General features: G+C 68.3%; 13 protein-coding genes. 5 read left to right on the forward strand and 8 right to left on the reverse strand.

Annotated features, from left to right (window positions below):
* Positions 1-25: 25 nt before the first annotated feature.
* The 3 genes from HNV26_RS26535 to HNV26_RS26545 all read right to left on the reverse strand — a co-directional run bounded on the left by HNV26_RS26535 (position 26) and on the right by HNV26_RS26545 (position 4534).
* Positions 26-2257 carry a glycosyltransferase gene (locus HNV26_RS26535; RefSeq protein WP_366816983.1) on the reverse strand — a complete coding sequence of 744 codons (2232 nt, stop codon included), beginning with the start codon at positions 2255-2257 and terminating at the stop codon, positions 26-28.
* 125 nt (positions 2258-2382) lie between these two features.
* Positions 2383-2904: a hypothetical protein gene (locus HNV26_RS26540; RefSeq protein ID WP_171439583.1), complete on the reverse strand. Its 522-nt coding sequence runs from the start codon at positions 2902-2904 to the stop codon at positions 2383-2385.
* Positions 2894-4534 (reverse strand): glycosyltransferase, encoded by a 1641-nt coding sequence (locus tag HNV26_RS26545; protein ID WP_171439582.1) that lies wholly within the window; start codon positions 4532-4534, stop codon positions 2894-2896. Before HNV26_RS26545 ends, HNV26_RS26540 begins: the two co-directional genes overlap by 11 nt.
* 120 nt (positions 4535-4654) lie before the next feature.
* On the opposite strand from HNV26_RS26545, the gene rfbB reads away from it, so the two are divergent.
* The 5 genes from rfbB to HNV26_RS26570 all read left to right on the forward strand — a co-directional run bounded on the left by rfbB (position 4655) and on the right by HNV26_RS26570 (position 9468).
* On the forward strand, positions 4655-5680 hold the full coding sequence (gene rfbB / locus HNV26_RS26550) for a dTDP-glucose 4,6-dehydratase (RefSeq protein WP_171439581.1): 1026 nt from the start codon (positions 4655-4657) through the stop codon (positions 5678-5680).
* Positions 5681-5683: 3 nt separating this feature from the next.
* The gene (locus HNV26_RS26555) at positions 5684-6586 is read left to right on the forward strand and encodes an SDR family oxidoreductase (RefSeq protein ID WP_171439580.1); all 903 of its coding nucleotides are present in this window, start codon (positions 5684-5686) and stop codon (positions 6584-6586) included.
* Positions 6587-6601: 15 nt separating this feature from the next.
* Positions 6602-7483 carry a glucose-1-phosphate thymidylyltransferase RfbA gene (gene rfbA / locus HNV26_RS26560; RefSeq protein WP_171439579.1) on the forward strand — a complete coding sequence of 294 codons (882 nt, stop codon included), beginning with the start codon at positions 6602-6604 and terminating at the stop codon, positions 7481-7483.
* A complete protein-coding gene (gene rfbC / locus HNV26_RS26565) occupies positions 7480-8031 on the forward strand; it encodes a dTDP-4-dehydrorhamnose 3,5-epimerase (RefSeq protein ID WP_171439578.1) in 552 nt (183 codons plus the stop codon). The genes rfbA and rfbC overlap by 4 nt, the downstream gene beginning before the upstream one ends.
* 81 nt (positions 8032-8112) lie before the next feature.
* Positions 8113-9468, forward strand: coding sequence for an MFS transporter (locus HNV26_RS26570; protein WP_366823764.1), 1356 nt, complete (start codon positions 8113-8115; stop codon positions 9466-9468).
* 259 nt (positions 9469-9727) lie between these two features.
* Here HNV26_RS26570 and HNV26_RS26575 read toward each other — a convergent pair whose 3' ends face one another.
* From HNV26_RS26575 to HNV26_RS26595, 5 genes are all read right to left on the reverse strand, one after another.
* Positions 9728-11047 (reverse strand): MFS transporter, encoded by a 1320-nt coding sequence (locus HNV26_RS26575; protein WP_171439576.1) that lies wholly within the window; start codon positions 11045-11047, stop codon positions 9728-9730.
* The gene (locus HNV26_RS26580) at positions 11044-11946 is read right to left on the reverse strand and encodes a cupin-like domain-containing protein (RefSeq protein ID WP_253817064.1); all 903 of its coding nucleotides are present in this window, start codon (positions 11944-11946) and stop codon (positions 11044-11046) included. Before HNV26_RS26580 ends, HNV26_RS26575 begins: the two co-directional genes overlap by 4 nt.
* Positions 11947-11969: 23 nt before the next feature.
* Positions 11970-13736 (reverse strand): B12-binding domain-containing radical SAM protein, encoded by a 1767-nt coding sequence (locus HNV26_RS26585; RefSeq protein WP_171439575.1) that lies wholly within the window; start codon positions 13734-13736, stop codon positions 11970-11972.
* 41 nt (positions 13737-13777) lie between these two features.
* On the reverse strand, positions 13778-14752 hold the full coding sequence (locus tag HNV26_RS26590) for a hypothetical protein (protein ID WP_171439574.1): 975 nt from the start codon (positions 14750-14752) through the stop codon (positions 13778-13780).
* Between the two features lie 112 nt (positions 14753-14864).
* Positions 14865-24734, reverse strand: a complete 9870-nt coding sequence (locus tag HNV26_RS26595) for a non-ribosomal peptide synthetase (protein ID WP_171439573.1) — start codon at positions 24732-24734, stop codon at positions 14865-14867.
* Positions 24735-24789 lie beyond the last annotated feature (55 nt).

The following is a 24789-nucleotide window of genomic DNA, read 5'->3' on the forward strand; positions in this document are numbered from 1 at the left end:
GGGCGGGTAGCGGGGGGGGCGCGCGTCAAGGACGGCGTCTGAAGAACCGCTCCATGACCTGATGACGCAGTGGGCGGGAGTCGTCGTCTGCTCCCGCGACCCAGAGCGCGGCGCGCCTCAAGGTGGCATGGGCGAAGTCGAACCGCTTGAGCGTGGCGTTCATCTTGTCGGCGAAGCGATTCAGGAGCGGTGGGGAGTCCGCGCCTGTCGCGCGCAGATGCAGTTCCTGCCTGTGGGCCCGGCCGAGCTGCATGCGGAGTGCGCGCTCCGGGTGGAGCGGCAACGCAGGATGCTTCTGGCACAGGTAGGCCATCTGCGCATGACGGTCGTTCACGCGCATGCTGCGGGTCATCGAGTCTGGACGCAGCCGGTACAGGAAGAGCGGCTCCGGGATGACGGAGCCCGCGAGCCCTCGCTCGGCCAGGGAGCAGAAGACGTCCCAGTCTTCATAGGCCGTGAGCCATTCGTCATAGCCGCCGATTTCCTCGATGCGCTGTCGCTCCATCAGCGCGGTGCAGGTGGAGGCCACGTTCTCCGCGAGGAGCGCGTCGCGCTCGGTGCCCCAGGGAATCCATCCGCCGATGGGCTGGTCTGGCGCCTCGACGAAATACGAGACGAGTGACGTGACGTAGGCCAGCCCTGGGGTGCTGTCCATCACCGCGACGGCTTTCTCCAGGAAGGTGGGCTGGATGAGGTCGTCCGGATCCAACGGGAGGACATACCGGCCCCGCGCCGCGCGCAGACCAGCGTTCCTGGCCGCGCTGAGCCCTCCGTTGGGCTGGCGGAGGATGTGGAGGTCTGGCGCGTGGAGCGTCTCCAGCAGGGCTCGGCTCTCCGAATCCGTCGAGCCATCATCCACGAGGATGATTTCGTAGTCCGTGAAGGTCTGGGCGCGAATGGACCGCAGCGTCTCGGGGAGGTAGCGCCCCATGTTGTAGTAGGGCACGAGGATGGACACGTAGGGCGTGGCCGGGTCCTTCTTCCTGGGCATGGGGCTGACGGGGCCCACGTGACGATGGCGCCGCGCATCCGCCACTGCCGCTTCGAACTGGCGGACGATGCTGGCGGGGGCGCAATAGGAAGCGATACGGGCTGGCGCTGTCTGCCGGACGGCTTCTTGGAGCGCCGGTGTCGCCAGGGCGCGCTCGAGCGCACGGGCAAGCCGCGAAACATCGTCGCTCCGGAACAGCAAGCCGCTCTGGCCGTCCTCGATGAGTTCGGCGTTGCCTCCTCCGTCGCTGCCCACCACGAGCGCCCCTGCGGACATGGCTTCCATGCACACGTGGGAGAAGTGCTCCCAGCGAGAGGGGATACAGCACACCGTGGCTTCGGCGAGCGCCGAGGCGAGGTCTGCCCCCTCAAGCGAAGGTGCGAAGTGGAACTTGCTTCGCCAGGCGGGGGCGATGCGCTGCTCCAGCCACTGTCGCAGGGAGCGGCCGAACGGGCCGGTGCGTGTGTCATCCCCGATGAGCCGGACCTCCGCGAGGACGCCTTGCTCGAAGAGCCCCTGCATGGCTTCGACGAGCAGGTGCACGCCCTTTCGGTACTCCAGGTCTCCGACGTACAGCACCTGGGGCAGTCCTTCACGGATACGAGGGGATGCGCGGTGCTCCCAGCGTGCCGCGAACGGAGGTGGAATCACGACGCCGGCGCGCTTCAGCTCCAATCTGGTGCGGACTCGCTCCATGGCTGGCCCGGAGGGAGACAACACGAGGTCCGCTTCACGGATGGATGTGTCCTCCATGTGCTCGCGCTGGGCGATGTCCATGTCGAGCGTGGCCACCCGGTTGAGCAGCAGGCGGTCGTGGGTGGAGTCGTGCAAGCGCACCGCGAGGACCGCTGGCTCGAAGTGTCCCAGCGTCCGCCGGGCGCGCATCGCGAAATAGCCCTCGCCTGCGTCGTCGGGGAACTCGATGACGTCGAAGGGATGACGCGCGTTGAGTTCCAGCAGACTTCTGTACGCCGCCCACGCATGCCGAAGGGGGGCGTGTGGAAATGCACCCTTGAAGTCCACCTCTCGCTCATCCACGGCGTGCAGGTGCACGCCGGGAAGGTAGGAGACGGCCCGCTGCCAGTCGGCATTCGCCGCCGTCAACACATGGACCTCATGTCCGGCCTCCGCAAGCGCCCGGCTCATGGTTGCCACGTAGGTCGCGATGTCGCCTCTGTTGAAGGGCGCGAGTTCTTTGGAGACGAGGCAGATACGCAAGGACGGGACCCTGGACGGAGAAAAGCGTCGAACGGCTGGGGAATACACCTGAACGGCCGCCAGCCTCAACGCTGCCCCTGAGTCATATGCTCATCGCAGGTCGAGGCTTTCGCGCATCCTCTTGCCGGACGCGGGTTCACGAGGATGACGTGCCGGTGGCCCGAGCGCCGGTCTCACCGGCCGCGCTTGCGTGTCCGCTTGGAGGACGCGGCCGGCGTGGGCGCCTGCTGCTCCATCTTGACGGGGTCGGTGTGGGTGTCCGTGGCCTCGAGCTTCGCCAGCCTGCGCTCCAACTCCTTGCGCCATGCGGCCTGGGCGCGCGCCTGTTCGCGCTGCACGTCGTGCAGGGTGGCCAGCGCGTCGAGGATGGACTCGTTGAACTCCACCTGCTTGCGCAGCACTTCGTTGATGAAGGGCTGGAAGGTGAGTCGGAAGGCGCGCTTGGCCAGGACGAGCGCGGTGCCCGTGAGGCCGCCTCGGTGGGAGGTCGCGGGTTCCACGTAGCGGCTGTCCATCTTCCCACGCGCCTCCTGGAGCAGCGCGGGCCAGGGCGCGGGCGCGGGGGGCCGGGCCGCCGCGTCCAGCGTCTGGCGAAGCGCCTCCTGGGCTTCATCGGAGGGCGTGGGCAGTTGCTGTGTTTCGCGCGCCACGGCCTCGGCCGTGGGAGCGCGCGTGATGAGGTCTTCAGGTCGCACGTGGGAGGACTCCCGTTGAATCCAGCGTCGTGAGCAGTGCCTGCAATGCCGTCTCGACGTGAGCCGGCTCCTCCACCACCAACCTGTCACCCAGGTGCTCCCGGGCGGATGCGAGCAGGGCCTGCTGGCAGGAAGGTGCACAGACGCCCCAGGCTCGCGCCGAGACATGGGACAGCAGTGTCTGCGCAGACACCGTGTCCGCGCTCAGCAGCACCACGGGCGCGCTCGAAGCCCGCACCGCCGTCTCCAGCGCGGAAGACCCCGGTAGGGCCGTCCCGGGGCTTGAGTCCACCGGTTGGTCCGGCGTGAAGTGCGTCACCGCGACACCGTCGTCGCTGATGGGCTCCGGCGTCAGGGACGCGTCCTCACCCCACGGACGCAGGGCAAGCACCCGGGCACCTGGCAGGCGCTCCGCCAACTGGCGGGCCAGGCGCGAGGCCGGCTCCTCGGGCCGTACGGTGAAGCCTGGGCACACGAGTTCCACGGTGGCCGCCGACGTCGTGGCCACCGGGCGCCGCGGCGCCGTACCGGAGCAGATGCCTTCGAAGGCCACGCGGACCTGTCCGGCTACGGCCTCCTGCGACAGCTCGGCGATGCGTTCACGTTGCGCGGTGATGACCTGCGCGCGCAGCCCGGCGTTGCGGTCCAGCACGGCGAGCAGCTTCGCGACCTCGCGAGGCTCGTCCGAGCGCGTGGCGAGCCCCGCGCCGCCCATCGTCTCCGGCACGGCGGCGGCGCCGTAAGCCACCACGGGAACGCCCCGGTACATGGCCTCCAGCAGCGGCACGCCGAAGCCCTCGTGGCGGCTCATGGAGAGGTATGCGGACGCCGTGGCGAAGCAGGCGGAGAGCTGCGCGGCGCTGACGCGTCCCAGGAAGCGGACCTGCTCGGCGCCCAGCACGTCCTTCAGCCCGTGCAGATAGGCGCCGTAGGCCCCATCCCGGTGCAGGTAGCCCGCGACGACGAGCCGGCTGCGGGGCTGGTAGAGCCGCTGGTACGCGGTGAAGACACGCAGCACGTCATCCACCTTCTTGCTGGGCACCGCGCGGCCCACGAAGAGGATGTTGGACATGCCGTCGTCCAACTCGGCCTGGAGCGCCGGGTCCGGCGCCGTGTCGAACGCCGCCCAGTCGATGGCGAAGGGCAGCACCGCGACGTTCGGGTAGCCCGCGGCCACCAGCTCCTCGGCGCTGAAGCGCGAGTAGGCGAAGGCCGCTTCGACGTGGGGACGCAGCGCCAGCAGCTCATCCCGGGCCGCGTCGCACGCGGCGGCCACTTTCCGCTCGAAGCCCTCGAACAGCCTCGCGGGCGTCACGTTGTGGTAGACGAGCACCTTGCGGCCTGGGCTCTTCGCGATGCGCGGCACCAGCCGCGACTCGAAGCTGTGATGCACCAGCAGGACGGCGTCGCGGTCCGCTTCCCGCGCGGAGTCGCGCATCGGGCGGACCTGGTCCTTGCAGGCGTCGTCCCAGGCGTCGGCGTAGATTTCGGAGGCGTGGCCCCAGCGGCGCAGCAGGCCCTGGAGGTAGCGCACCTGATTGCCCACGGCGTCGCCCCAGGCGAGCCGAGGGAGCACCTGGTGGATGGCGGGTAGCCCGGTCCGGCGGGGAGGGGGGCGCGGTATGCTCACGACCGGCTCCCTTACCCCCGGGCAGGGCCGCCCACAAGCCTGGCCTCCCTCGCGCCTTGACGGTCGTGGACCCCTTCGATACGCAGGCGCTCGCTCCGAGCGCATGAGGTCCACGGGACAATGAACGTACTGGTGACAGGTGGCTGTGGCTTCATCGGGTCCAACCTCGTGAAGTATCTGCGCCGTGAGCGGCCTGCCTGGACGGTGGTCAACCTCGACAAGCTCACGTACGCCGGCAACCTGGAGAGCCTGTCCGAGCTGGAGGGCGACCCCCAGCACGTCTTCATCCGGGGCGACATCGGCAATCGCGAGCTGGTGGAGCACCTGATGGCCGTGCACGCCATCGACGCGGTGATGCACCTGGCGGCGGAGAGCCACGTCGACCGCTCCATCCTCGGGCCGGAGGTGTTCGTCACCACCAACGTGCTGGGCACCCAGCAGCTCCTGGAGGCCAGCCGCGCCCGCGGCGTGAAGCGCTTCCTCATGGTGTCCACTGACGAGGTCTACGGCTCGCTGGGGCCCACGGGCGCCTTCACCGAGTCCTCGCCGTTGCAGCCCTCCAGCCCGTACTCGGCCAGCAAGACGAGCTCCGACCTGGTGGCGCTCGCCTATCACCACACGTTCAACCTGGACGTCGTCGTCACGCGCTGCTCGAACAACTACGGCCGCTACCAGTTCCCGGAGAAGTTGATTCCGTTGATGGTGGTGAACGCGCTGCATGACAAACCGCTGCCGGTGTACGGCGACGGCGGCAACGTGCGCGACTGGCTCCACGTGGAGGACCACTGCCATGCGCTGCTATTGGCGCTGGAGAAGGGCCGGGCCGGCGAGGTCTACAACATCGGCGGTGGGGCGGAGCGGCGGAACATCGACATCGTGAAGGCGATTCTGGGCCTCGTGGGCAAGCCGGAGTCGCTCATCCAGTACGTGAAGGACCGGCCGGGACATGACCGGCGCTACGCCATTGACCCGTCGAAGATTCGCGCGGAGCTGGGCTGGACGCCCGCGCACACCTTCGAGCAGGGCCTGGCGGAGACGGTGCGCTGGTTCGTGGACCACCCCGCATGGTGGCAGCGCGTCACCAGTGGCGCCTATCGCCAGTACTACGAAACGCAGTACCGCACGCGCCTGCAGGGGAGGGCCTGAGCCATGCGCTTCCTCGTCACGGGGTCCAACGGGTTGGTGGGCAGCCGCGTGTGTTCCTTGCTCCACCAGGGCGGGCACCAGGTGGTGGGCTTGGGCCGCGGTGCCCGGCGCACGGGCGGAGCGTATGGCTACGCGAGCGTGGACCTCACGCGCGAGGCGGACGTCGCCGCCGCCGTGGAGACCGCCGCGCCCGAGGTGGTCATCCACTGCGCCTCCATGACGGAGGTGGATGCCTGTGAGAAGGACCCGGAGGCCGCGTACGCGGGGAATGTCACCGCCGCCGCCGCCGTGGCGCGGAGTGCTCGCAAGGCCGGTGCGCACCTGGTGCACGTGTCCACGGACTACGTCTTCGACGGCGAGGCCGGGCCTTATTCCGAGGACGCGATTCCGAATCCTCGTGGCGTGTACTCCGTGACGAAGCACATGGGGGAGCAGGCCGCGCGCGTGCTCGCGCCCGGCTGCACCATTGCTCGCACCGCCGTGGTGTATGGCTGGCCTCCGGTGGAGGGCCGGCTCAACTTCGGTGCCTGGCTGGTGACGGCGCTGGAGAAGGGGCAGCAGGTGCGCCTCTTCGAGGATCAGATGGTGTCGCCCAGCTTCGCGGACAACGTGGCCGCCATGCTGGTGGAGCTGGGGACGCGGCGGCTGGGTGGAGTGTGGAACACTTGCGGCGGAGCGGTCATCGACCGGGTGGGCTTTGGCCGCGCGCTGTGCGAGGTGTTCGGGTTCGATGCGAGGCTCATCGTCCCCACCCGCATGGCGGAGCTGAAGCTCGCCAGCCCCCGCCCGCTCAAGAGTGGTCTGCGTACTGACAAGGTCCGTGCCGAACTTTCCGTTCAGCCCTTGGCGCTCGCGGAGTCCTTGTCGCGCTTCCACGCGACCTGGCTCGCGGCTCGGGGACACTGAAGTGCCGAGGTGGACATGAAGGGCATCATCCTCGCCGGTGGCTCGGGGACGCGGCTGTACCCGCTGACGCGCGTGGTCAGCAAGCAGCTGCTGCCCGTGCATGACAAGCCGATGATCTACTACCCCTTGAGCACGCTGATGCTCGCGGGCATCCGGGACGTGCTGGTCATCTCCACGCCGCAGGACCTGCCGCGCTTCCAGGAGCTGCTGAGCAGTGGCGACCAGTGGGGCATGCGCTTCAGCTATGCGGAGCAGCCCAGGCCGGAGGGACTGGCCCAGGCCTTCGTCATCGGCCGGGACTTCGTGGGCGCTGACAGCGTGTCGCTGGTGCTGGGCGACAACATCTTCTACGGCCACGGCCTGAGCGAGCTGGTGAAGCGCGCGGCGTCGCGTACCGCGGGCGCGACGGTGTTCGGGTACTACGTGAAGGACCCGGAGCGTTACGGCGTGGTGGAGCTGGACGCGAAGAACCGCGCGGTGAGCCTGGAGGAGAAGCCGCTGAAGCCGAAGTCGAACTACGCCGTCACCGGGCTGTACTTCTACGACAACCAGGTGCTGGACATCGCCGCGGGCCTCAAGCCGAGCAAGCGGGGCGAGCTGGAGATCACCGACGTCAACGCGGAGTACCTGCGACGCGGCCAACTCGACGTGGAGCTCATGGGGCGCGGCTACGCGTGGCTGGACACCGGCACGCACGAGTCGCTGATGCAGGCGTCGAACTTCATCGAAATCATCGAACGCCGCCAGGGCCTCAAGGTGTCGTGCCCGGAGGAGATTGCGTTCCGCATGGGGTACATCGGCGCGCAGCAACTGCTGGCGCTGGCCGAGCCCATGCTCAAGAACGACTACGGCCAGTACCTGCGAGCGCTCGCGGAGAACCGGGGGGCCGTTTCGTGAAGGTGACGCCGCTGGAGATTCCGGACGTGCTGCTGCTGGAGCCCAAGGTCTTCGGTGATGACCGCGGCTTCTTCATGGAGATGTTCCATGCGGCGCGGTACGCGGCCGCGGGCATCCCCGGGCCCTTCGTGCAGGACAACTACTCGCGCTCGGCGAAGGGGACGCTGCGGGGCCTGCACTTCCAGGAGCCGCAGGCCCAGGGGAAGCTGGTGCAGGTGCTGGCGGGCGCCGTGTACGACGTCGCGGTGGACGTGCGGCGCGGCTCGTCCACCTTCGGTCAGTGGGTGGCCGTGGAGCTGTCCTCGGACAACCGCCGTCAGCTCTGGGTTCCGCCGGGTTTCGCCCACGGCTTCTGTGTGGTGAGTGACTCCGCGGACTTCCACTACAAGTGCACCGCGCTCTACGCGCCGGAGACGGAGCGGAGCGTCGTGTGGAATGACCCGGACCTGGCGATTCCCTGGCCGGTGAGCGAGCCGCGGTTGTCGCCCAAGGATGCCCAGGCCCCGAGACTCCGCGACGCGCCCTTGCTTCCGGAGTACGTGGGCTGAGCCGTGCCTGGGCATCCGGCTTCCAGCAACGCTGAGGCAGGTGGAGATTCCCCAAGGGGCTCGCGGCTGGCCTCGATTGCTGTGGCTAGCGCGCTGTTCATGGAGTTCGTGGACTCCACCGCGCTGTCGACCGCGTTGCCTCGGTTGTCGCTGGCGTTCGGCACCGACCCCATCCACCTGAAGCTGGCGCTGACGTCGTACATCCTGGCGTTGGCGGTGCTCTCGCCCGCGAGCGGCTGGGTCGCGGACCGGTTCGGGCCCCGTCGCGTCTTCATGGTCGCGATGAGCGTGTTCCTGCTGGGCTCGGTGCTCTGCGGCTTCTCTCAGTCGCTGACCCAGTTGGTCATCTTCCGCACCCTCCAGGGACTGGGTGGTGCGTTGATGACGCCCGTGGGGCGCATCATCGTGGTGAGCTCGGCGCCGCGAGAGCGCCTGGTGGCCGCCTTGAGCTGGTTCACCATGCCCGCGCTCGTGGGCCCGCTGGTGGGGCCTCCGCTGGCGGGCTTCATCCTGGGCGTCGCGGACTGGCCGTGGATTTTCTTCATCAACGTGCCCGTGGGCATCCTGGGCATGCTCGCGGTGGCGCGCTTCGTTCCGCCGCTGCACCAGCCGGACCCGGGGCCCTTCGACACGCGGGGCTTCGTGCTCGTGGCCGTCGCCATCACCACGCTGATTGGCGCGGCGGAGACGGTGGGCATCGGGCTGATGCCGCTGCCGTTGCAGCTGGGGCTCGCAGCCGTCGCGTTCTCGTCGCTGGGGGCCTACGTGTGGCACTCGCTGCGCGTGGAGCGGCCCGTATTGAATCTCCGGTTGCTGCGCATCGACACCTTCCGGGCCAGCCTGATTGGCGGAACCCTGACGCGCATGGGCCTGGGGGCGTCGCCCTTCCTCCTGCCGCTGCTGTTTCAGGTCGGCTTGGGCTGGACGCCCGTCGAGGCGGGGCTGGTGACCATCGGCGGCGGTGTGGGCGCGCTCACCTGCAAGTCGGTGGCGCCCTACATCATCCGGCGATTCGGCTTCCGGCAAACGCTCATCTTCGCCAACCTGGCGTCCGCGGTCCTGACCGCGCTGCCGGCCATCTTCCGGAACAGCACGCCGATTCCGCTCATCGTTGGCGTGCTCATGGTCAGCGGATTCATGCGCTCGATGCAGTTCACTGCGATCAATACCGTGGCGTATGCGGACATCCCCCCGGACACGGTGAGCAGCGCGTCCACGCTGTCCGTGGTGACGATGCAGATGGCGCTGGGGTTGGGCATCAGCTTCGGCGGGTTGATGCTGCACCTGGCGCGCGGCGCTGGCGAGGCGCCGTTGACGCCGGACCGCTTCGTGCTGCCGTTCATCGCGGTGGGCATCATGTCGTCGCTGGCCGGACCGCTCTATCGCCGGTTGTCGCCCAACGCCGGGGCGCACATCGGGGGCCGCAGGGTGGGGTGAGCCGAGCGGTTCATGTGCCCGAGCGAAGCCACTCAGTCATCAACGCGCTGTCGTGGAAGTTCCACGCTACGCCGAGGCGGCTGTCCGCGCGCGCAACCCAATCAGGAAGTTGCATCAACTCGCATGCGCCAGGTCCCTGGACGTCCTTGTGCAGCTTTTCGTTGTCGAAGTGGGTGTCGCTCCAGGGGTATCTATCGAGGCCATCCTCTCGGGATGTCTGCCAGACACTGACCTGACGCTGCCGCGGAGCTGAGGCCCCCTACCGCGAAGGAGGGGACACGGCCTCGGTGAAGGTGGTGCCTGGTGGCGTCTCCTCGACTTCGCGGACATGGCGGGCGGTATAGCCTCGCACCGCCGCGATGAGCGCCAAGAGGCCGGCGGCGATGAAGCACAGCGCGATGCCCCGGCTGCGCGCGTCGAGTTGTTCCAGCGGCCCGAAGAGCGCGGGGATGGAGAAGGAGACGCCGTCCAGGTGGTCCGCCATGACGCCCGCCGCAAGGTACGCCAGCGGCTGGACGGACCAGGCAATCATCCCTCGCATGGCGAAGACGCGCCCCCGGAGTGCGGCGGGGACCTGTCCCTGCCAGATGGCCTGGCTGCTTGCATCCATGATGGGGATGCAGAATCCGGCCATGAAGGTGCAATACCCGAGCATCCTCAGGGTGGGGAACAGCCCTGCGAGCACCATGACCGTCCCCAGGCCCATCCCGACCCCGAGCACCCCATGGATGCGGTTCTTCGGCCCGCCCCACGCGGTCATCACGACGCTCCCCAACAGGAGCCCCAGGCCCCCCGTGGACAGCAGGCCCGCGAGAACGGCCGGGTTGGCGATGTCCAGCACCAGCGGAGGGAGCAGCACCTGCATGGCGGAGAGCGAGCAGTTGGTGATGACGGAGAACGTGAGCAGACCGAGCAGTCCCCGGCGCTCCTTGAGGTAGTTCCACCCTTCGAGGGCCTGTTGCAGCGCGGATGTGCCCGCATCCGAGGCGGCCCCGCTCCCGGCGGGCAGGCTCCGAATGAGCGACAACGTGGTGATGGCGGCCAGACAGCTGATGAAGTCGATCAAGACCACCGTGCCCAGGCTGGTGGCGCTCAGCAGGAACCCCGCCAAGGGGGGCGCGATCAGGGGCACAGCGGCATCGCTCGCCTGGACGAGGCCGTTGGCTCGGCCCAGGTGCTTCGCGGGGATGAGTGCTGGGGTCAGGGCGGTGTACGACGTCCGCTGGAACGCACCGCTCACCGACGCGATGGCGGTGCCCACGTAGACGTGCCAGGGCGCGAGCTGACCCAGCGAGATCAGAATGGCATAGACGAGGGTGACCAACCCCGCGCCGCAATCTCCCAGACGCATCGCGTTCCGGAGATCCCAGCGATCCACCAGCACCCCCACGATGGGGGCCACGAGCACCCCAGGCAGGATGGTCAGCACGGAGATCAGCGCGAAATCCGTGACCGAGCTGGTGAGGCCATACACCCAGAGCCCCAGGGCGAAGCCGGTCAGCGCGCTGCCGAGCTTCGACACCGTCTGGCCGCCCCAGATGATGGCGAAGCGCAGCACGCCGTTCCCTGATTCGCTCATCGCTGCTCAGACGCGGGGGACCTGCGGTGCAGGGAGGAATAGGCCTCTTGCAGCTTCATCCCCAGGGCAATGCGTGCCGCCACGGGACCGACGCGGACTGCTGACGGGATGTCCCACCACCAGAGGTTGAACGCGATGGAGGGGGAAACAGTGTGGACGCGATGCCACCAGTTCACCGGCAGGAAGAGCAGGTCGCCCGGTTCGAGGATGAAGTCGTAATCTGGCCGGAGCCCGCTCGCGGTCATCCGCTTCGCCGCTCCCACCTCGAGGTCCACTCCGCTCAGGTCCGCGGCCCAGTCGAGCGGTGCCGGTTGGAGTCGCCGGGCCTGCTGGGGCGCATAGAGTTGCCAGCGCTTCTGGCCGGAGAGCTGGGCGTAGAGGTTGTGGGCGCGATCCCTGTGAAGCTGGGCGAAGGTGCCGCGCGGGGCAATCCAGACAGAGGACTCGGTGAGGCGGTTCAACCACCGGGGGGCATAGTCCGGGAAGCGGACGTCCTCTCGCAGGGAGGGGACGGCCCGAAGCAGCGATGGACCCACCAGGTGGTTGATCTCCTCCGGCCGCTTCCCCAGCGTCGTGTCCGCGACTTCGTCCAGGTCGCTTTCGAGCGGAAGCGACGAGGAGGCCCCCACCTCGTCCAGATAGGTGGACAGCTTCATCCGCCGTGCGCCGCCCAGGGGCTCCGAAGTGCCTGACAGCGCGCCCCACTTGTAGAGCGCCGACCTGACGGTGATCTCGACGCCACCGTGCATGGCGCGGAACCACTCGAACGTCCACTTCGAGAAGGCGGGCCAGGCCTGGACGGCGCCGGTGAAGATGACCGGTTGTCCCGCCTTCTCCCACGACGCGATGAAGTGCTCGCGGGAGACGAGCGGGACCCGGGGGATGGCCTGCGGCATCATGGCGTGCTCCTCCAGCCTCCGCGCTACTGCACGGTCACCGCCGTCTCGAGGCCGCGCCGTTTCAGGTCCAGGATCAGCAAGTCGAGCGACATGTTCTCGTCGTTCGTCGAGAAGATCTTGTTCTCATTGAGGTACTGCGACATCTCGTTGATGAAGCTCTCGATGTACTCGACCTTCCGCGGGTAGTCGTCCTCGTCCGCGTAGCCCAGCAACGAGTCGAACGAGCTGGACCGCTCGTAGCGCTTGCGGAAGGGGGACTTGGAGTAGTCGCGCGAGGTGATTTCGAGTGGGGTGAAGAGGCGCAGCTCGAGCCGCCCTCGGACCGTGAAGAAGGGGCGGACCTTCTTCTCCAGCACGTTCTTCCGCAAGAAGTCCACGGTCATCTTGAGCTGATCCACGGTCTCGCCGGGATAGTTGTGGAACAGCATCAGCTTGTTCACGATCCCCTTCTGGCTGCTGATGTCGAGGATGTTCTGCACCTGCCGGATGGAGACCCCCTTGATCATCTTCTTGAGGACTTCCTGCGAGGCGGACTCCAGGCCCCATTCGATGACGCGGATGCCGGCCTTGTGCCAGAGCTCCAGGATCTTCTCGTCGGTGAACTGGGGCTCGAAGCGGGCGTAGGTGAGGATGTTCACGTCGAGGCCGCGCCGGATCAGCTCCTCGGCGATGGCCGTACCCTCCTTCACCTCCAGCATGTCATCCACGAAGTGGAAGAAGCGCGTGTTGTAGCGCTTCGCCAGGAGCTCGATGATGTCCACCGTCTTCACGGCGTCGTTGCTGTAGTAGCCAGAGTACGTCTTGTAGTGGTTGCAGAACGTGCACTTGGCGAAAGCGCAGCCGCGCGAGGTGGACAAGGGCAACGTCGGCAGCAAGAACTTGTCGAGGTCGTAGCCATCGAAGTCCGGCCGGAAGATCGAAAGCTGGATGTCGTGGCGCGGCTCGTTGACCTTGATGTTCCCTTCCGCGTCCCGGTAGACGACGCCGTCGAGCTGCTCCACGGGCTTGCCGCGCAGGAACTCCAGGAAGGTGGTCTCCGCTTCCTTGAGGAAGGCGTAGTCGATGCAGTCGTTGTTCTTGAGGTACTCCTCCTTGAAGGTGGAGGCGTCCGGTCCCCCGACGGCGATCTTTCCCTGGATGAGCGGCTTGAGGCGCCGGGCGAACCAGAGGGTGGCCTTGCGCTGAATCTGGATGACGGAGAAGCCCACCACGCGCGGGTTGAGGGCCGCCACCTCCCGCACCTTCTGGTGCAGGAAGTTCGTCACTGGGTTGTCGATTTCTCCGCCGGCCTCGTCATAGGTCAGCGCCAGATCGATGACGATGTGCAGCATCCCGGTCAGCACGAAGATGAGCGAGGCGAGGCTGCTCTCCTGCTCGTCGCAGAAGACCTCTTCGTACTTGCGGGCCTGGAGCTTCTGCTTCACCTGTTCGACCCTGGCGAAGCCAATCTGGTTGTCGATGTAGTGAAGGTAGACGAGCGCGTTGCGAATGCGATCGAAGTCCGCCGGGATGTCGATGTGCGCCTTGGCGAGCTCAGGGAGGAACCGGTAGGCCAGGTCCTTCAGCATCTCCTCCGTGAGGAGGAAATCCCGGAGCAGCACGTTGACGTCCTGCTGCTTCACCTTGAAGAAGTTCTTCCTCAGCGCCGCCGTCAACGTGGGCACCGCCAGATGCGGATAGTCCATGTTGTGGTTTGGCATCTTGAGGAGGACCGCGTCGGTGCGGCGCTCGCGGGCGGCCGGCGTGTCGGCGTTGTCCTTCCCAGGCTGGGCGGCGTTGTCGTCGGCCATGGACGGATTGCTTGCCATTGGTGTACCCCCGTGTAGTTGGTTCAGCTCTTGCGTCCCTTGTCGGTCGCGAGCTCCAACGAGGTGCGCTCCAGGATCCACCTGTTGTCCACGAAGACGGGGGACTGGCACTCGTAGGTGTCGGCGATCGAATCCAGATCAAACTCCAGCACCACGCTGTTGCTGCTGTGCCGCCACTCATTGTACTGGCCCAGCGAGGCATACCGCTCGAGGAAGGCCTGGTCGAACGCGGCGATCCGGGCCTCCACCGCGGCCTCCACCCCATAGCTTGCGCGCAGCTTCGCGATATCGGCTTCGACGGACTGCTCCTGGTTCATGATGCGCGCCAGGTGCCACAGCTCCTTCAGCGCGTAGAAGTGTTTCACGAAGCCGCCCCGGCTCAGGTTCACCGAGTCGTTCAGCTGCGGCCAGCGGGACCAGAGTTCGGCGAGGGCGCTCGCCAGTCGCGCGGAGTCGTCGCCGCCGGCCGTGAAGGGGACCTCGATTACCGGGAAGCGAGTCAGGAGGGCTTGATCCTCCGGGCTCTCGGAGAGCTTCCGCAGCTCGGAGAGCAGCGCCGGGAGCGTCTGGGGCAGCCGCTCCGCGGTGATGCAGAACCGGAAGTCGATGATGTAGCGCCGCAGGAGGGCGGCCGTGGACCGGAGGCTGTCCGCCAGGCCGGAGAAGTTGTCATGGTCCGTCAGGTGCGGCAGCAGCATGAGCTTCGGCAGCCGGCAGTCCAGGCGGGTGAGGAAATCGACGAACGACGCATCCGGTTGCGCCGGGCTCAATATCTTGAAGTTCGGGTCCGGCTTCTGAGAGTCCTTGCGGTCCCGGAACACGCCAATGATCTGCTCGAGCTGTGCGCGTACCTGCGCGTTGTCGTGGGGCACCACGAGGAATGCCGTCAGGTGCGCATAGTGTGTGTTGTGGTACCAGCACAGCTCCTGCTCTATCCGCGCGAGGAGGCTCTGCTCATCCTGGACAGGGAGGACATACTCGACGATTCGCTTACGCAATCTTCCTCCACCTTACAGATGGCGGGCTGTTCACGATTCACAGGAATTATAACGGTCGACGGGCGTCAACGCTACCCGGGGTCATTCGCGCTGCGTTGCGTCGGCGCCGGACCTATCCCTCTTCTCCGGGGCGCCGCGGGGTGACGGGTTTGGGTTTGATGCGGCGCAGCCGATCGAAGTCCGAGGCGCGGCGTGTGTCTTTGAGGACGTCCTCTTGCTTGCGCTCGGTCTCCGTCTGGAGCTCCAGGCGGGCAAGGCTCCTGTCCGCCCCGCTGGCGAGCTGCCGCAGGAGCAGCTCGTACTGCCGGTGCATCCGCGCAATGGTCGCCTCGTCGAAGATGTCGGCGTCGTAGCTCCACGAGCACTCGAGCCCGCCGTCGTGCTCCGTGAGGATGACGACGAGGTCGAACTTCACCGCGTCGAAGTTGGGCGTCACCTGGCTCAAGCTCAGGTTCCCGAGCCGGAGCGGTGGCAGCGGCGTGTTCTGCAACACGAAGAGAATCTGGAAGAGCGGGTTGTAACTGAGTGAACGCTCAATGCCGAGCTCGTCCACGACGCGCTCGAAGGGCACGTCCTGGTGCTCGTAGGCCTCGAGCGTCAACGCCCTGACGCGCTGAAGGAGCTCCTGGAAGGAGAGGGAGCCTTGAACCTGGCACCGGAGCGCGAGGGTGTTGACGAAGAACCCGATCAAATCCTCGGTGAGCGGGTGGGCCCGGTTGGCCAGGGGAACCCCCACCACGACGTCCTCGCTGCCCGTCAGCCGGTGAAGCAGCGTGTAGAAGGCCGCCAGCGCGGTCATGAAGAGCGTCGTCCCCTCCTGTCTGCCGAGCTTCTGGAGCGCTTCGGTGTCCTGGGGGCTGAGCCGGCCAACGACGAGCTTGCCGCGGTGGCTCGGAACTTCAGGCCGTGGGAGCGCGGAGGGTAACGCGAGCCGCGCGGGGGCTCCTGCCAGCCGCTGGCGCCAGTACTGGAGCTGGCGCTCGAGGAGCTCGCCCTGGAGCCAGTGCCGCTGCCAGTACGCGAAGTCGGCATATTGGATGGGCAGGGGCGGCAGCGGGTTCTGCTGGCCTGCGCTGAACGCCTCGTAGAGCGCTGTCATCTCGCGGAAGAGCACTCCCAGTGACCAGCCATCCGAGACGATGTGGTGGAGCGTCACCAGCAAGGCGTGCTCCTGTTCGTCCAGCCGCAGCAGGCGGACGCGCAGCAGCGGGGGCTCGGCGAGCTCGAACGGCCGCTCTGCCTCCGCCTTCTCGATCTCCCGGGCACGCGCCTCGCGCTCGCCCGCGGGCAACGCGCGGAGATCCTCGACCGGCATCTTCAGCGACAGCGCCGGCACGATGCGCTGGACCGGGCGTCCCTCCTGGGATTCGAACGCGGTGCGGAGCACCTCGTGGCGCTCCAGCAGCGTCTCCACGCATCGCTCGAGCACCGCCACGTCGAGCGCGCCGGTGAGCCGCAGCGCTCCCGGGATGTTGTACGTCGAGGCGTGCGGCTCGAGCTGGGCGAGGAACCAGAGCCGTTGCTGCGAGTAGGACAGAGGCAGGGGTGCGCCCCGCGCCACTGGGGAGAGCGGCCGCGATGCGGCCTGCCGGGAGCGGCTTGCCGCCTCGATTCGCTCCGCCAGCGTGGCCACGGTGCCGCCTTCGAACAGCGACTTCAACGGCAGCTCGATGCCGGTGGTTTCACGCACCCTCGACAGGAGCCGTGTCGCCAGCAGCGAGTGTCCACCCAGCTCGAAGAAGTTCTCGTGAATGCCAACGTGGGTCCTTCCGAGCAACTCGCGCCAGATCGACACGAGGGTCAGCTCGGCCGCGGTGCGAGGTGCGCTCAGGGCGCCTCCAGCCTCTGGGCTGTCCAGAGGCGCTTGGGCAAGCACTCGCCGATCGACCTTGCCGTTCGGGGACAGGGGCAGTGCGTGGTGGAACACCACGGCGGATGGAATCATGTGCTCGGGGAGCTGGGGCTCCAGGTAGCCCCGCAGGTCGCCGGAGGTGAGGGCGGAGGCGTCCCGGAGGACGACATGCGCCACCAACCGCTTGGTGTCCGCGCGCTCCCCGGCCGCCACCACGGCCGCGTCGCGCACTGCAGGGTGCCTGCGCAAGGTGGCCTCCACCTCACCGGGCTCAATCCGGAAGCCGCGGACCTTCACCTGGTTGTCCACCCGGCCGAGGAACTCGATGCGCCCATCGGCCCTCCAGCAGGCGAGGTCTCCCGTCCGGTACATGCGGCTGCCCGGCTCGCGGCTGAACGGGTCCGGCAGGAACCTCTCCGCGGTCAGGTCGGCATGCCCCATGTACCCACGCGCGAGCCCGTCGCCCGCGCAGTACAGCTCGCCGGGAACTCCGAGCGGCACGGGTTCGAGCCCGGCGTCGAGGACATGGACCCGCGTGCCCGTGACAGGCGCGCCGATGGGGACCGGTGCCGTGGCCTCCTCCAGCGCCTCCATGGGGTGGCAGCAGGTGAACGTGGTGTTCTCCGTGGGGCCATAGCCGTTGATGAGCCGGAGCCCGGGGTGACGCTCGAGCACGCGACGCACGTGTGCGGGGGAGAGCACGTCTCCGCCCGCGAGGAGCTGTCGCACCCCTGAGAGTGCCTCCAGGTGGTGCTCCACCACGTTGTGAAAGAGCCCGGCGGTCAGCCACAGCGTGGTGACCCGGTGCCTTGCCAGCGTGTCCTCGAGACGCTCGAGTGATGTCCCGTCGCCGGGGAACAGGACCAGGCGGCCACCGTTCAACAGCGGCCCCCAGATCTCCAGCGTCGCGGCATCGAACGAGAATGGCGCGAGGTGGAGGAAGGCATCTTCCGCGGACAGCGTCACGTAGTTGGGAGCGGTGACGAGGCGGACCACGGCCCGGTGGGGAATGCAGACGCCCTTCGGCTGGCCGGTGGAGCCCGACGTGTACATGACGTAGGCGAGGTTCTCGGCTCCCACCGCGTCCGGCAGGTCTCCCGCGGGCTCACCGGCGATGGACGGCCATCCGGCGTCGAGGCAGAGCCGGTCCGCGAGGGTCCCCTCGAGCGTCGGCTCCAAGACCTCCTCCGTGAGGACCAGCCTCGCGTCCGCGCCCGTCAGCATCCGTGTGAGGCGCTCGCGTGGGTGGCCCGGCTCGAGAGGCAGGTATGTCCCCCCTGCCTTCAGGATGCCCAGCATGCCGATCACCCTCTCGAACGAGCGGCGCACGTACAGCCCCACCCGGGTGTCGGGGCCAACGCCGCGGCGCCGGAGGTGATGCGCGAGCTGGTTGCTGCGTCGATCCAGCTCCCCGTACGTCAGTCGCTGGTCGTCCAACTCGACGGCGACGGCGCGTGGGGTCCGGGTGGCCTGCTCCGCGAAGCACTGGTGGATGGTCGCTTCGCGCGGGTACCCACGCCCGGTGTCGTTGGCCCGGTTGAGCACCGCCACCTCCGGCTCGGTCAGCAGCGGGAGTCGCGCAAGCGGCGCGCCGGGGTTCTCCAGCGCCCCCTGGAGCAACCGCTCGAAGTGCTCGGCCAGGCGGGACACCGCTTCGGTGGGGAGCCAGGTGGTATCGAACTGCCAGCTCGCCACCCAGCCATCGCCCCTTTGCTCGATTTCGAGCAGGAGGTCGAACTTCGCCTGCTCGGGCAGCACCTCCTCGAAGGAGGTCTTCAGACCCGGCAACGTGGGGCCCCCGCCGGGCGTGTCCCGTAGGAGGAACATGCGCTGAAGGAAGGGCGGCCGGCTGGACGTGCGAACCGGCCGGACCGCCTCCACCAGCTTTTCGAAGGGTAGATCCTGGTGCGCCAGGGCGGTGAGGACCACCTCGCGTACCCGCGCCACGAACTGCTGGAAGGTGACGTGCTCGGGAACGTGGTTTCTGAGGACCAGGGTGTTCACGAAGAACCCGGCCACCCCTTCAAGCGCCTGATGGGGCCGTTGCGCCACCGGCGTGCCGACCACGAGATCTCGTTGCCCGGTGTGTCGGTACATCAGCGCCTCGAATGCGGCGAGCATCGCCATGAAAGGCGTCGCGCCCTCCGCGTGGCAGCGCGCGTGCAGCGAGGCCATCAGTGGCGCGGGCAGGGGGCGCCGGACGACGCCGGCAGGGCCTGGGACGGCGGAACGGGGCTGGCGGGAAAGGGGGAGCTCAAGCTCCGCCGGTGCGCCCTCCAGTGTCTTTCGCCAATGCGCGAGCTGCCGCTCTCGCACTTCGTCATCGAGCCACCCGCGCTGCCACACCGCGAAGTCGGCGTACTGCACCTCCAGCGCTGGCAGCGCTGCCTCGCGTCCGGCGCTCCGGGCGCCATAGAACTCCGCGAGGTCCCGGAAGAGGATGTCAAGCGACCACGCGTCGCACACGACGTGGTGGAGTACGACCACCAGGCGGTGCTCCTCTTCGCCCAACCGAAGCAGCCGCGCGCGCATCAACGGCGCTCGTGAGAGCTCGAAGGGGCGGCCTGCCTCTGCGCGGACCAGCTGCTCCGCGCGAGCCTCCCGTTGCCCTGGCGGCAGCGCGCGCAGGTCATCCACCTCGAACGGCAGCTCCACCGCGGGCTCGATGAGCTGGACCGGTTCACCGTCCCGCTCGAGCAAGCGGGTTCGCAGAATTTCGTGCCGCCGGGTCAGCTCGCCCAGGGCGAACTCGAGCGCGGCGGCGTCGAGCCTTCCATGGAGGTGGAGCGAACCGGGCATGTTGTAGGCGGCGCTGCCCGGCTCCATCTGGGCCAGCAGCCACAGCCGTTGCTGCGCGAAGGACAGTGGCGGTGGTGCGCTGCGGTTGGCTCGGACGAGCGGCGGAGTGGCGCGGGTGTTCCCGGCCTGCTCGATACGCGCCGCCAGCGCCGCGATGGTGCCCTCCTCGAACAAGGCCCTGAGCGGCAGTTCCACCCCGAACGTGCTCCGGAGCCGGGCGAGGACCTGCATGGCCAGCAAGGAGTGGCCTCCCAACTCGAAGAAGCCCTGGTCGATGCCCACGCGGTCGAGCTGCAGGACGTCCGCCCAGAGCGCGGCGAGCACCGCCTCGGTCTTCGTTCGCGGCGCCTCGCCCTCGGTCGAGGAGGGCGGAGGGGGCAGGGCGCGCCGGTCCACCTTTCCGGAGGACCCATAGGGGAATGCGTCGAGCCGGACGATCGCGGCCGGCACCATGTAGGGGGGCAGCCGCGCGGCCAGCTGCGCGCGCAGGGCCGACGGCGCCACTCCCGGTGCGGCAACCGCGTACGCGATGAGCCGCGCCTCCTTTCCGGCGTTCTCCGCCTGGAGCAGGACGATGGCGTCGCGGACGCCCTCACAGGCGCGGAGCGCGGTTTCAATTTCACCCAGCTCCACGCGGAATCCCCGGACCTTCACCTGCTCGTCGGCGCGGCCCAGGTACTCCAGCACGCCGTCCGCGCGCATGCGGGCCAGATCGCCGGTGCGGTACATGCGGCTGCCCTGCGTGGTGGCGTGCGGGTCCGCCATGAAGCGCTCGGCGGTCAGCGCGGGATCGCGGAAGTAGCCTCGGGCCAGGCCCTCACCCGTCAACCACAGCTCCCCCACGCCGCCAGCCGGTACGGGCTCGAGCCGCCCATCGAGGACGTAGGCGCCCATCGTCCGCAGCGGCTGTCCGATGGGGACGTCGTCGAGCCCCGTCGTCGTCGCTGCCGACAGGTCGTGGCAGGTGGCGGACACCGTTGCTTCGGTCGGCCCGTAGACGTTGATTAGATGAATGGACGGTGGCGCGTGGCGGTGCCACTGCGTCACCCGGTCGGCGCGCACACGCTCGCCTGCGACGATCACGAAACGCAGCGACGCGGGGAGCGCGAGTTCCCTCTCGGCCATCGCGGCCACCACCGTGTGGAAGAAGGCGGTCGGCAGGTCCAGCAGCGTCACCGCCCACCGTTCACACCCGGCGAGGAAGCCCTCCACGGTGTCGAGCATCGCCGCGTCACGGAGGACGAGCGTGGCGCCAGTGCAGAGCGCGAGGAAGATCTCCTCCACGCTGGAGTCGAAGCTGAGGGAGTTGAACTGGAGGACGCGATCCTCGGGGACGACGCCAAAGCGCACCCGCTCCGCTTGGACGAGGCTCGCGAGGGCGCGATGGGAAACCATGACGCCCTTGGGCCGCCCGGTGGAGCCGGACGTATAGATGACGTATGCGAGGTTCTCCGGCGTCACGGCGGAGGGCGGCGGCTCATCGCGTGTTTCCCCGGCCTCCACCGTCACCACGGTGACGCCCCGGCTGGCGAAGAAGTCTGCGTGGGATGCACGGGTGACGGCGATCCGCGCCTCCGAGTCCGCGAGGACGTCCGCGCGCCGCGCGTTGCTGAACTCGGGGTCCAGCGGTACGTAGGCCCCGCCTGCCTTGAGAATCCCGAGCACCGCGACGAGCTGCTCGAATGAGCGTTCGAGGTAGAGCACCACCCGTGTGTCGGGCCCTACGCCCAGCTCGCGCAACCGCCAGGCCAGCGCGTTGGCCTGGGCGTCCAACTGCCCATACGTCAGCGAGTCCTCTCCGGACAGGATGGCGGCCGTCTGCGGAGCGTGCCGCGCGCGCGCCTCGAACCAGGTGTGAATGCAGGCGGGCGGTGGCGTCTCCTGCGCCCGCCCCCATGCGAGCAACCGCGCCCGGTCTTCCGCGGGGTCGAGTTGCAGCGCGGCCAGCGGCGCATCGGGCTGATTCACGGCGCTGCGCAGCAGCGACTCGTATCTCCGCAACAGCCGCTCGGCCGTCCCGGGCTCGAAGAGGTCCACGTTGTACTCGAGCGCCACATGGAAGCGCCCGTCGAGTTCAGCGATGGAGAGCGCGAGGTCGAGCTGGGCCGTTCCGAGCTCCAGCTCCAGGGACTCCATGGCCACTCCCGCGAGCGAGAGCCGCGCGCCGCCCGTGCCCTGGGCCAGGGCCGCCAGTCCTTTCTCGCTCCGCGGCGGAGATTGCTGGAAGGAGAAGATCGTCTGGAACAACGGGGAGCGGCTCGCCTGGCGCAGGGGGGCCAGACGCTCGACGAGGAGGCTGAACGGCATGGCCGCGTGCTCGAGCGCTTCATGGACGGTCCGGCTCGCTTGCGCCATCAACGCGCGGAACGAGAGCCCACCATCCAGTTCCAGCCGCAGCACCAGCGGGTTGACGAAGTATCCGATCGTCTCCGCCAGCTCGGCGCCCTCGCGGCCCACGGTAGGCGCTCCCACCCAGAGCTCCCGCTGGCCATTGTGCCGGTACAACAGCGCGGCATACGCCGCGAGCAAGGGCGCAAAGGGAGTTGCCAGCTCGCGGCGAAAGAGCTCCTTCAACCGCGCCGTGAGCGCCGCGTCCAGCACGCGCTCCCGTCTGCCGCCACGGTACGTCTGCACCGGTGGGCGGGGATGATCCGCCAGGTGCTCGAGTACGGGCGGGGAGCCCGACAGCCGGCGCCGCCAATACTCCCAGAGGCGCTGTCCGTGCGCTCCATCGAGTCGCTCCTGCTCCCAGCGCACGCCGTCCGCGTAGGAGGCCGCGGGGGCGGGGAGCACCGCCGCGACACCGTCCCGCTCCGCGGGGTAGAGCGCGGAGAGCTCCCGGGCAAGCTGTCCGAGCGACCAGAAGTCCGCGATCAGATGATGCGCCACCACCAGCAGCACCTGCTCGGTCTCGCTCCGCCGGTACAGCCGGAGCCGAAGCAGGGGGCCCCGCTGGAGCTCGAACGGGCGCGAGGCCTCTTCGCGGAGCCGGGCGCGCAGCGTGTCGTCACTCCAGGTGGAGGCGTCCTCGTAACGGGAGTCGGCTTCTCCTTCAGGGTGGACCCGCTGGAAGGGCGTCCCTTCATGCGCGTGGAACGTGGTGCGCAGGCTGGGGTGGCGCTCGACGAGCCGGTGCACCGCGCGCCGGAGCAGTCCCTCGTCGAGCGGCTCCAAGACGCGGAGCGCCGCGGCGATGTGGTAGGCGGCGCTGTCGGGCGCGAGCTGGTGCACGAACCACAGCGCGCGTTGGCCGTGCGATAGCGGGAAGTCACCCACCTCCGCGCTGGCCGGGCGTTCGGGTTGCCACCGCTCTCCGGCTGCGCGCGCCGCTTCGACTCCAGCGGCGAGCTCCCCCAGGTTGCGGCTGCCCAGCAGGCGCGGCAACGGCACGATGACGCCCCATCGCAGTTGGATCCGGTGCTGGAGCTCCACGCTCGACAGCGAGTCCAGGACCAACTCCTCCAGGCCCGCCGTGGCGGCGACTGTCAACGACAGAACCTGGGAGACCTCCTCCACGACTTCGCGCCACAGCGGCGAGTCTCCGAAGCCGGGCGGCGCGTTCTCTGCCTCGGTGAGGGACCCTGTCGTTGCCGTATCCCGTGTGGCATGTGCCAGGACCTGCAGCTCGTCCGCGAGGAACGCCGCGCGGCAAGCATGCCGTTGAATCTTCCCGCTCGACGTCTTGGGCACCGAGCCGGGTTCGATCAGCACCACCGAGGAGGCCATCAACTCGTGGTGCTCGGCCACGGCTCTGCGAATCGCGCTGAGGACCTCGTCGAGGCTGCCTTCCACGCGCTGCGCGTTGACCTCGTAGACGATCACGAGCTGTTCGGTGCCATCCGCTTCCACGGAGAATGCCGCGCCAGAGCCGGGGCGCACCGCCGGGTGGCATTTTTCGACCGTGAACTCGATGTCTTGGGGGAAGTGATTGAGCCCGCGGATGATGATGAGGTCCTTTTCGCGCCCGGTGACAAAGAGTTCACCGTCGCGGAGGAACCCAAGGTCACCCGTGCGGAGAAACGGGCCTTCCCCCGTGCCGCTCAGCCGGGCTTCGAAGGTCCGACGGGTGGCCTCGGGTTGACCCCAATAACCACCGGCCACGCTCGAACCCGAGACCCAGATTTCGCCAATCTCCCCATCGCGCCGGAGCTCGAAGGTCTCCGGATCCACGACCGCCAACCTGCCGTCGATCACATTCCGCCCGGAGCCCACCAACGCGTGTGCCGCGGCGTGCCCGGCCTCCACCGGGATGGCCTGGCCGCGCTGGAGCGCCTGTCCGTCGAAGGACGCCACCTGGGGGGCTTGCCCCACCTCGGAGCCCGAGACGATCAGTGTCGCCTCGGCGAGCCCATAGCAGGGATAGAACATTTCGCGCCGGAACCCGACCGGGCCGAACGCCTGCGTGAAGCGGTCGAGGGTCTCGGGACGGATGGGCTCGGCGCCGTTGAAGGCCACGCGCCAACTGCTCAAATCCAGACCCTCGCGCTGCTCCGGGCTGATTTTTCGTGCGCACAGCGCATACGCGAAGTCGGGTCCTCCGCTGGTGGTGCCGCGGTACCGGGAGATGGCTTGCAGCCAGCGCAGGGGCTGCTGGAGGAAGTCCATCGGCGACATGAGCACGGCCGGGTAGCCCGTGTAGAGCGGCTGGAGGATGCCGCCGATGAGCCCCATGTCGTGGTAGGGCGGCAGCCAGATGATGGCCCGGCTTGTCGGGTCCTGCCGGAAGCACCGCCGGATTGCCTCCAGGTTGTGCAAGAGATTGCGGTGGGTGAGCGTTACTCCCTTGGGCAGGCTGGTCGAGCCGGAGGTGTACTGGAGGAAGGCGAGTGAGCCGCCGGAGAGCGGCGGCGGAGTCCACGCATCCGAGGCGCGATCGTCGACTTCATCCGTGACGAACCAACGCAGTTGAGCCAGCTCGGGGGCGATTGGATAGAACTGCCGGAGCAGCTCCAGGTGCTCGCTTCGGATGAGGCCGGCGGTGGCCTGGGCGTCGGTGGCGATCGCCTGGAGCCGCAGGAGCGAGCGGTCGTGCCGTGGCGGGTACACGGGGACCGCCACCATCCCGGCGTAAAGGCAGCCGAAGAACGCGGCGATGTACTCCACCCCTGGCACGTAGAGGAGCAGGATGCGGGTGCCCGGCGGCAGCTCCGCCAGCCGGGCCGCGATGGCCCGGGCGCGACGATCCAGCGCGGCGTATGTCAGCCGGTCCTCCTGCGTTTCGCCATCGACCAGGAAGGTGTAGAGGCCGAAGTCCGGCGCTTGTTGAGCTCGCTCGCGCAGAAGCTCCACCAGCGTGAGCGCGTGGGCAGGATTATCGCTGTGATGGCTCATTGGGCGTGCGGATTCTATGCCCAGTCTGGAGCCCGCCGCATCCCGGAGCGGAGCG

It is taken from the genome of Myxococcus xanthus (assembly GCF_013116825.1).
Classification (GTDB): Bacteria; Myxococcota; Myxococcia; order Myxococcales; family Myxococcaceae; genus Myxococcus; species Myxococcus xanthus_B.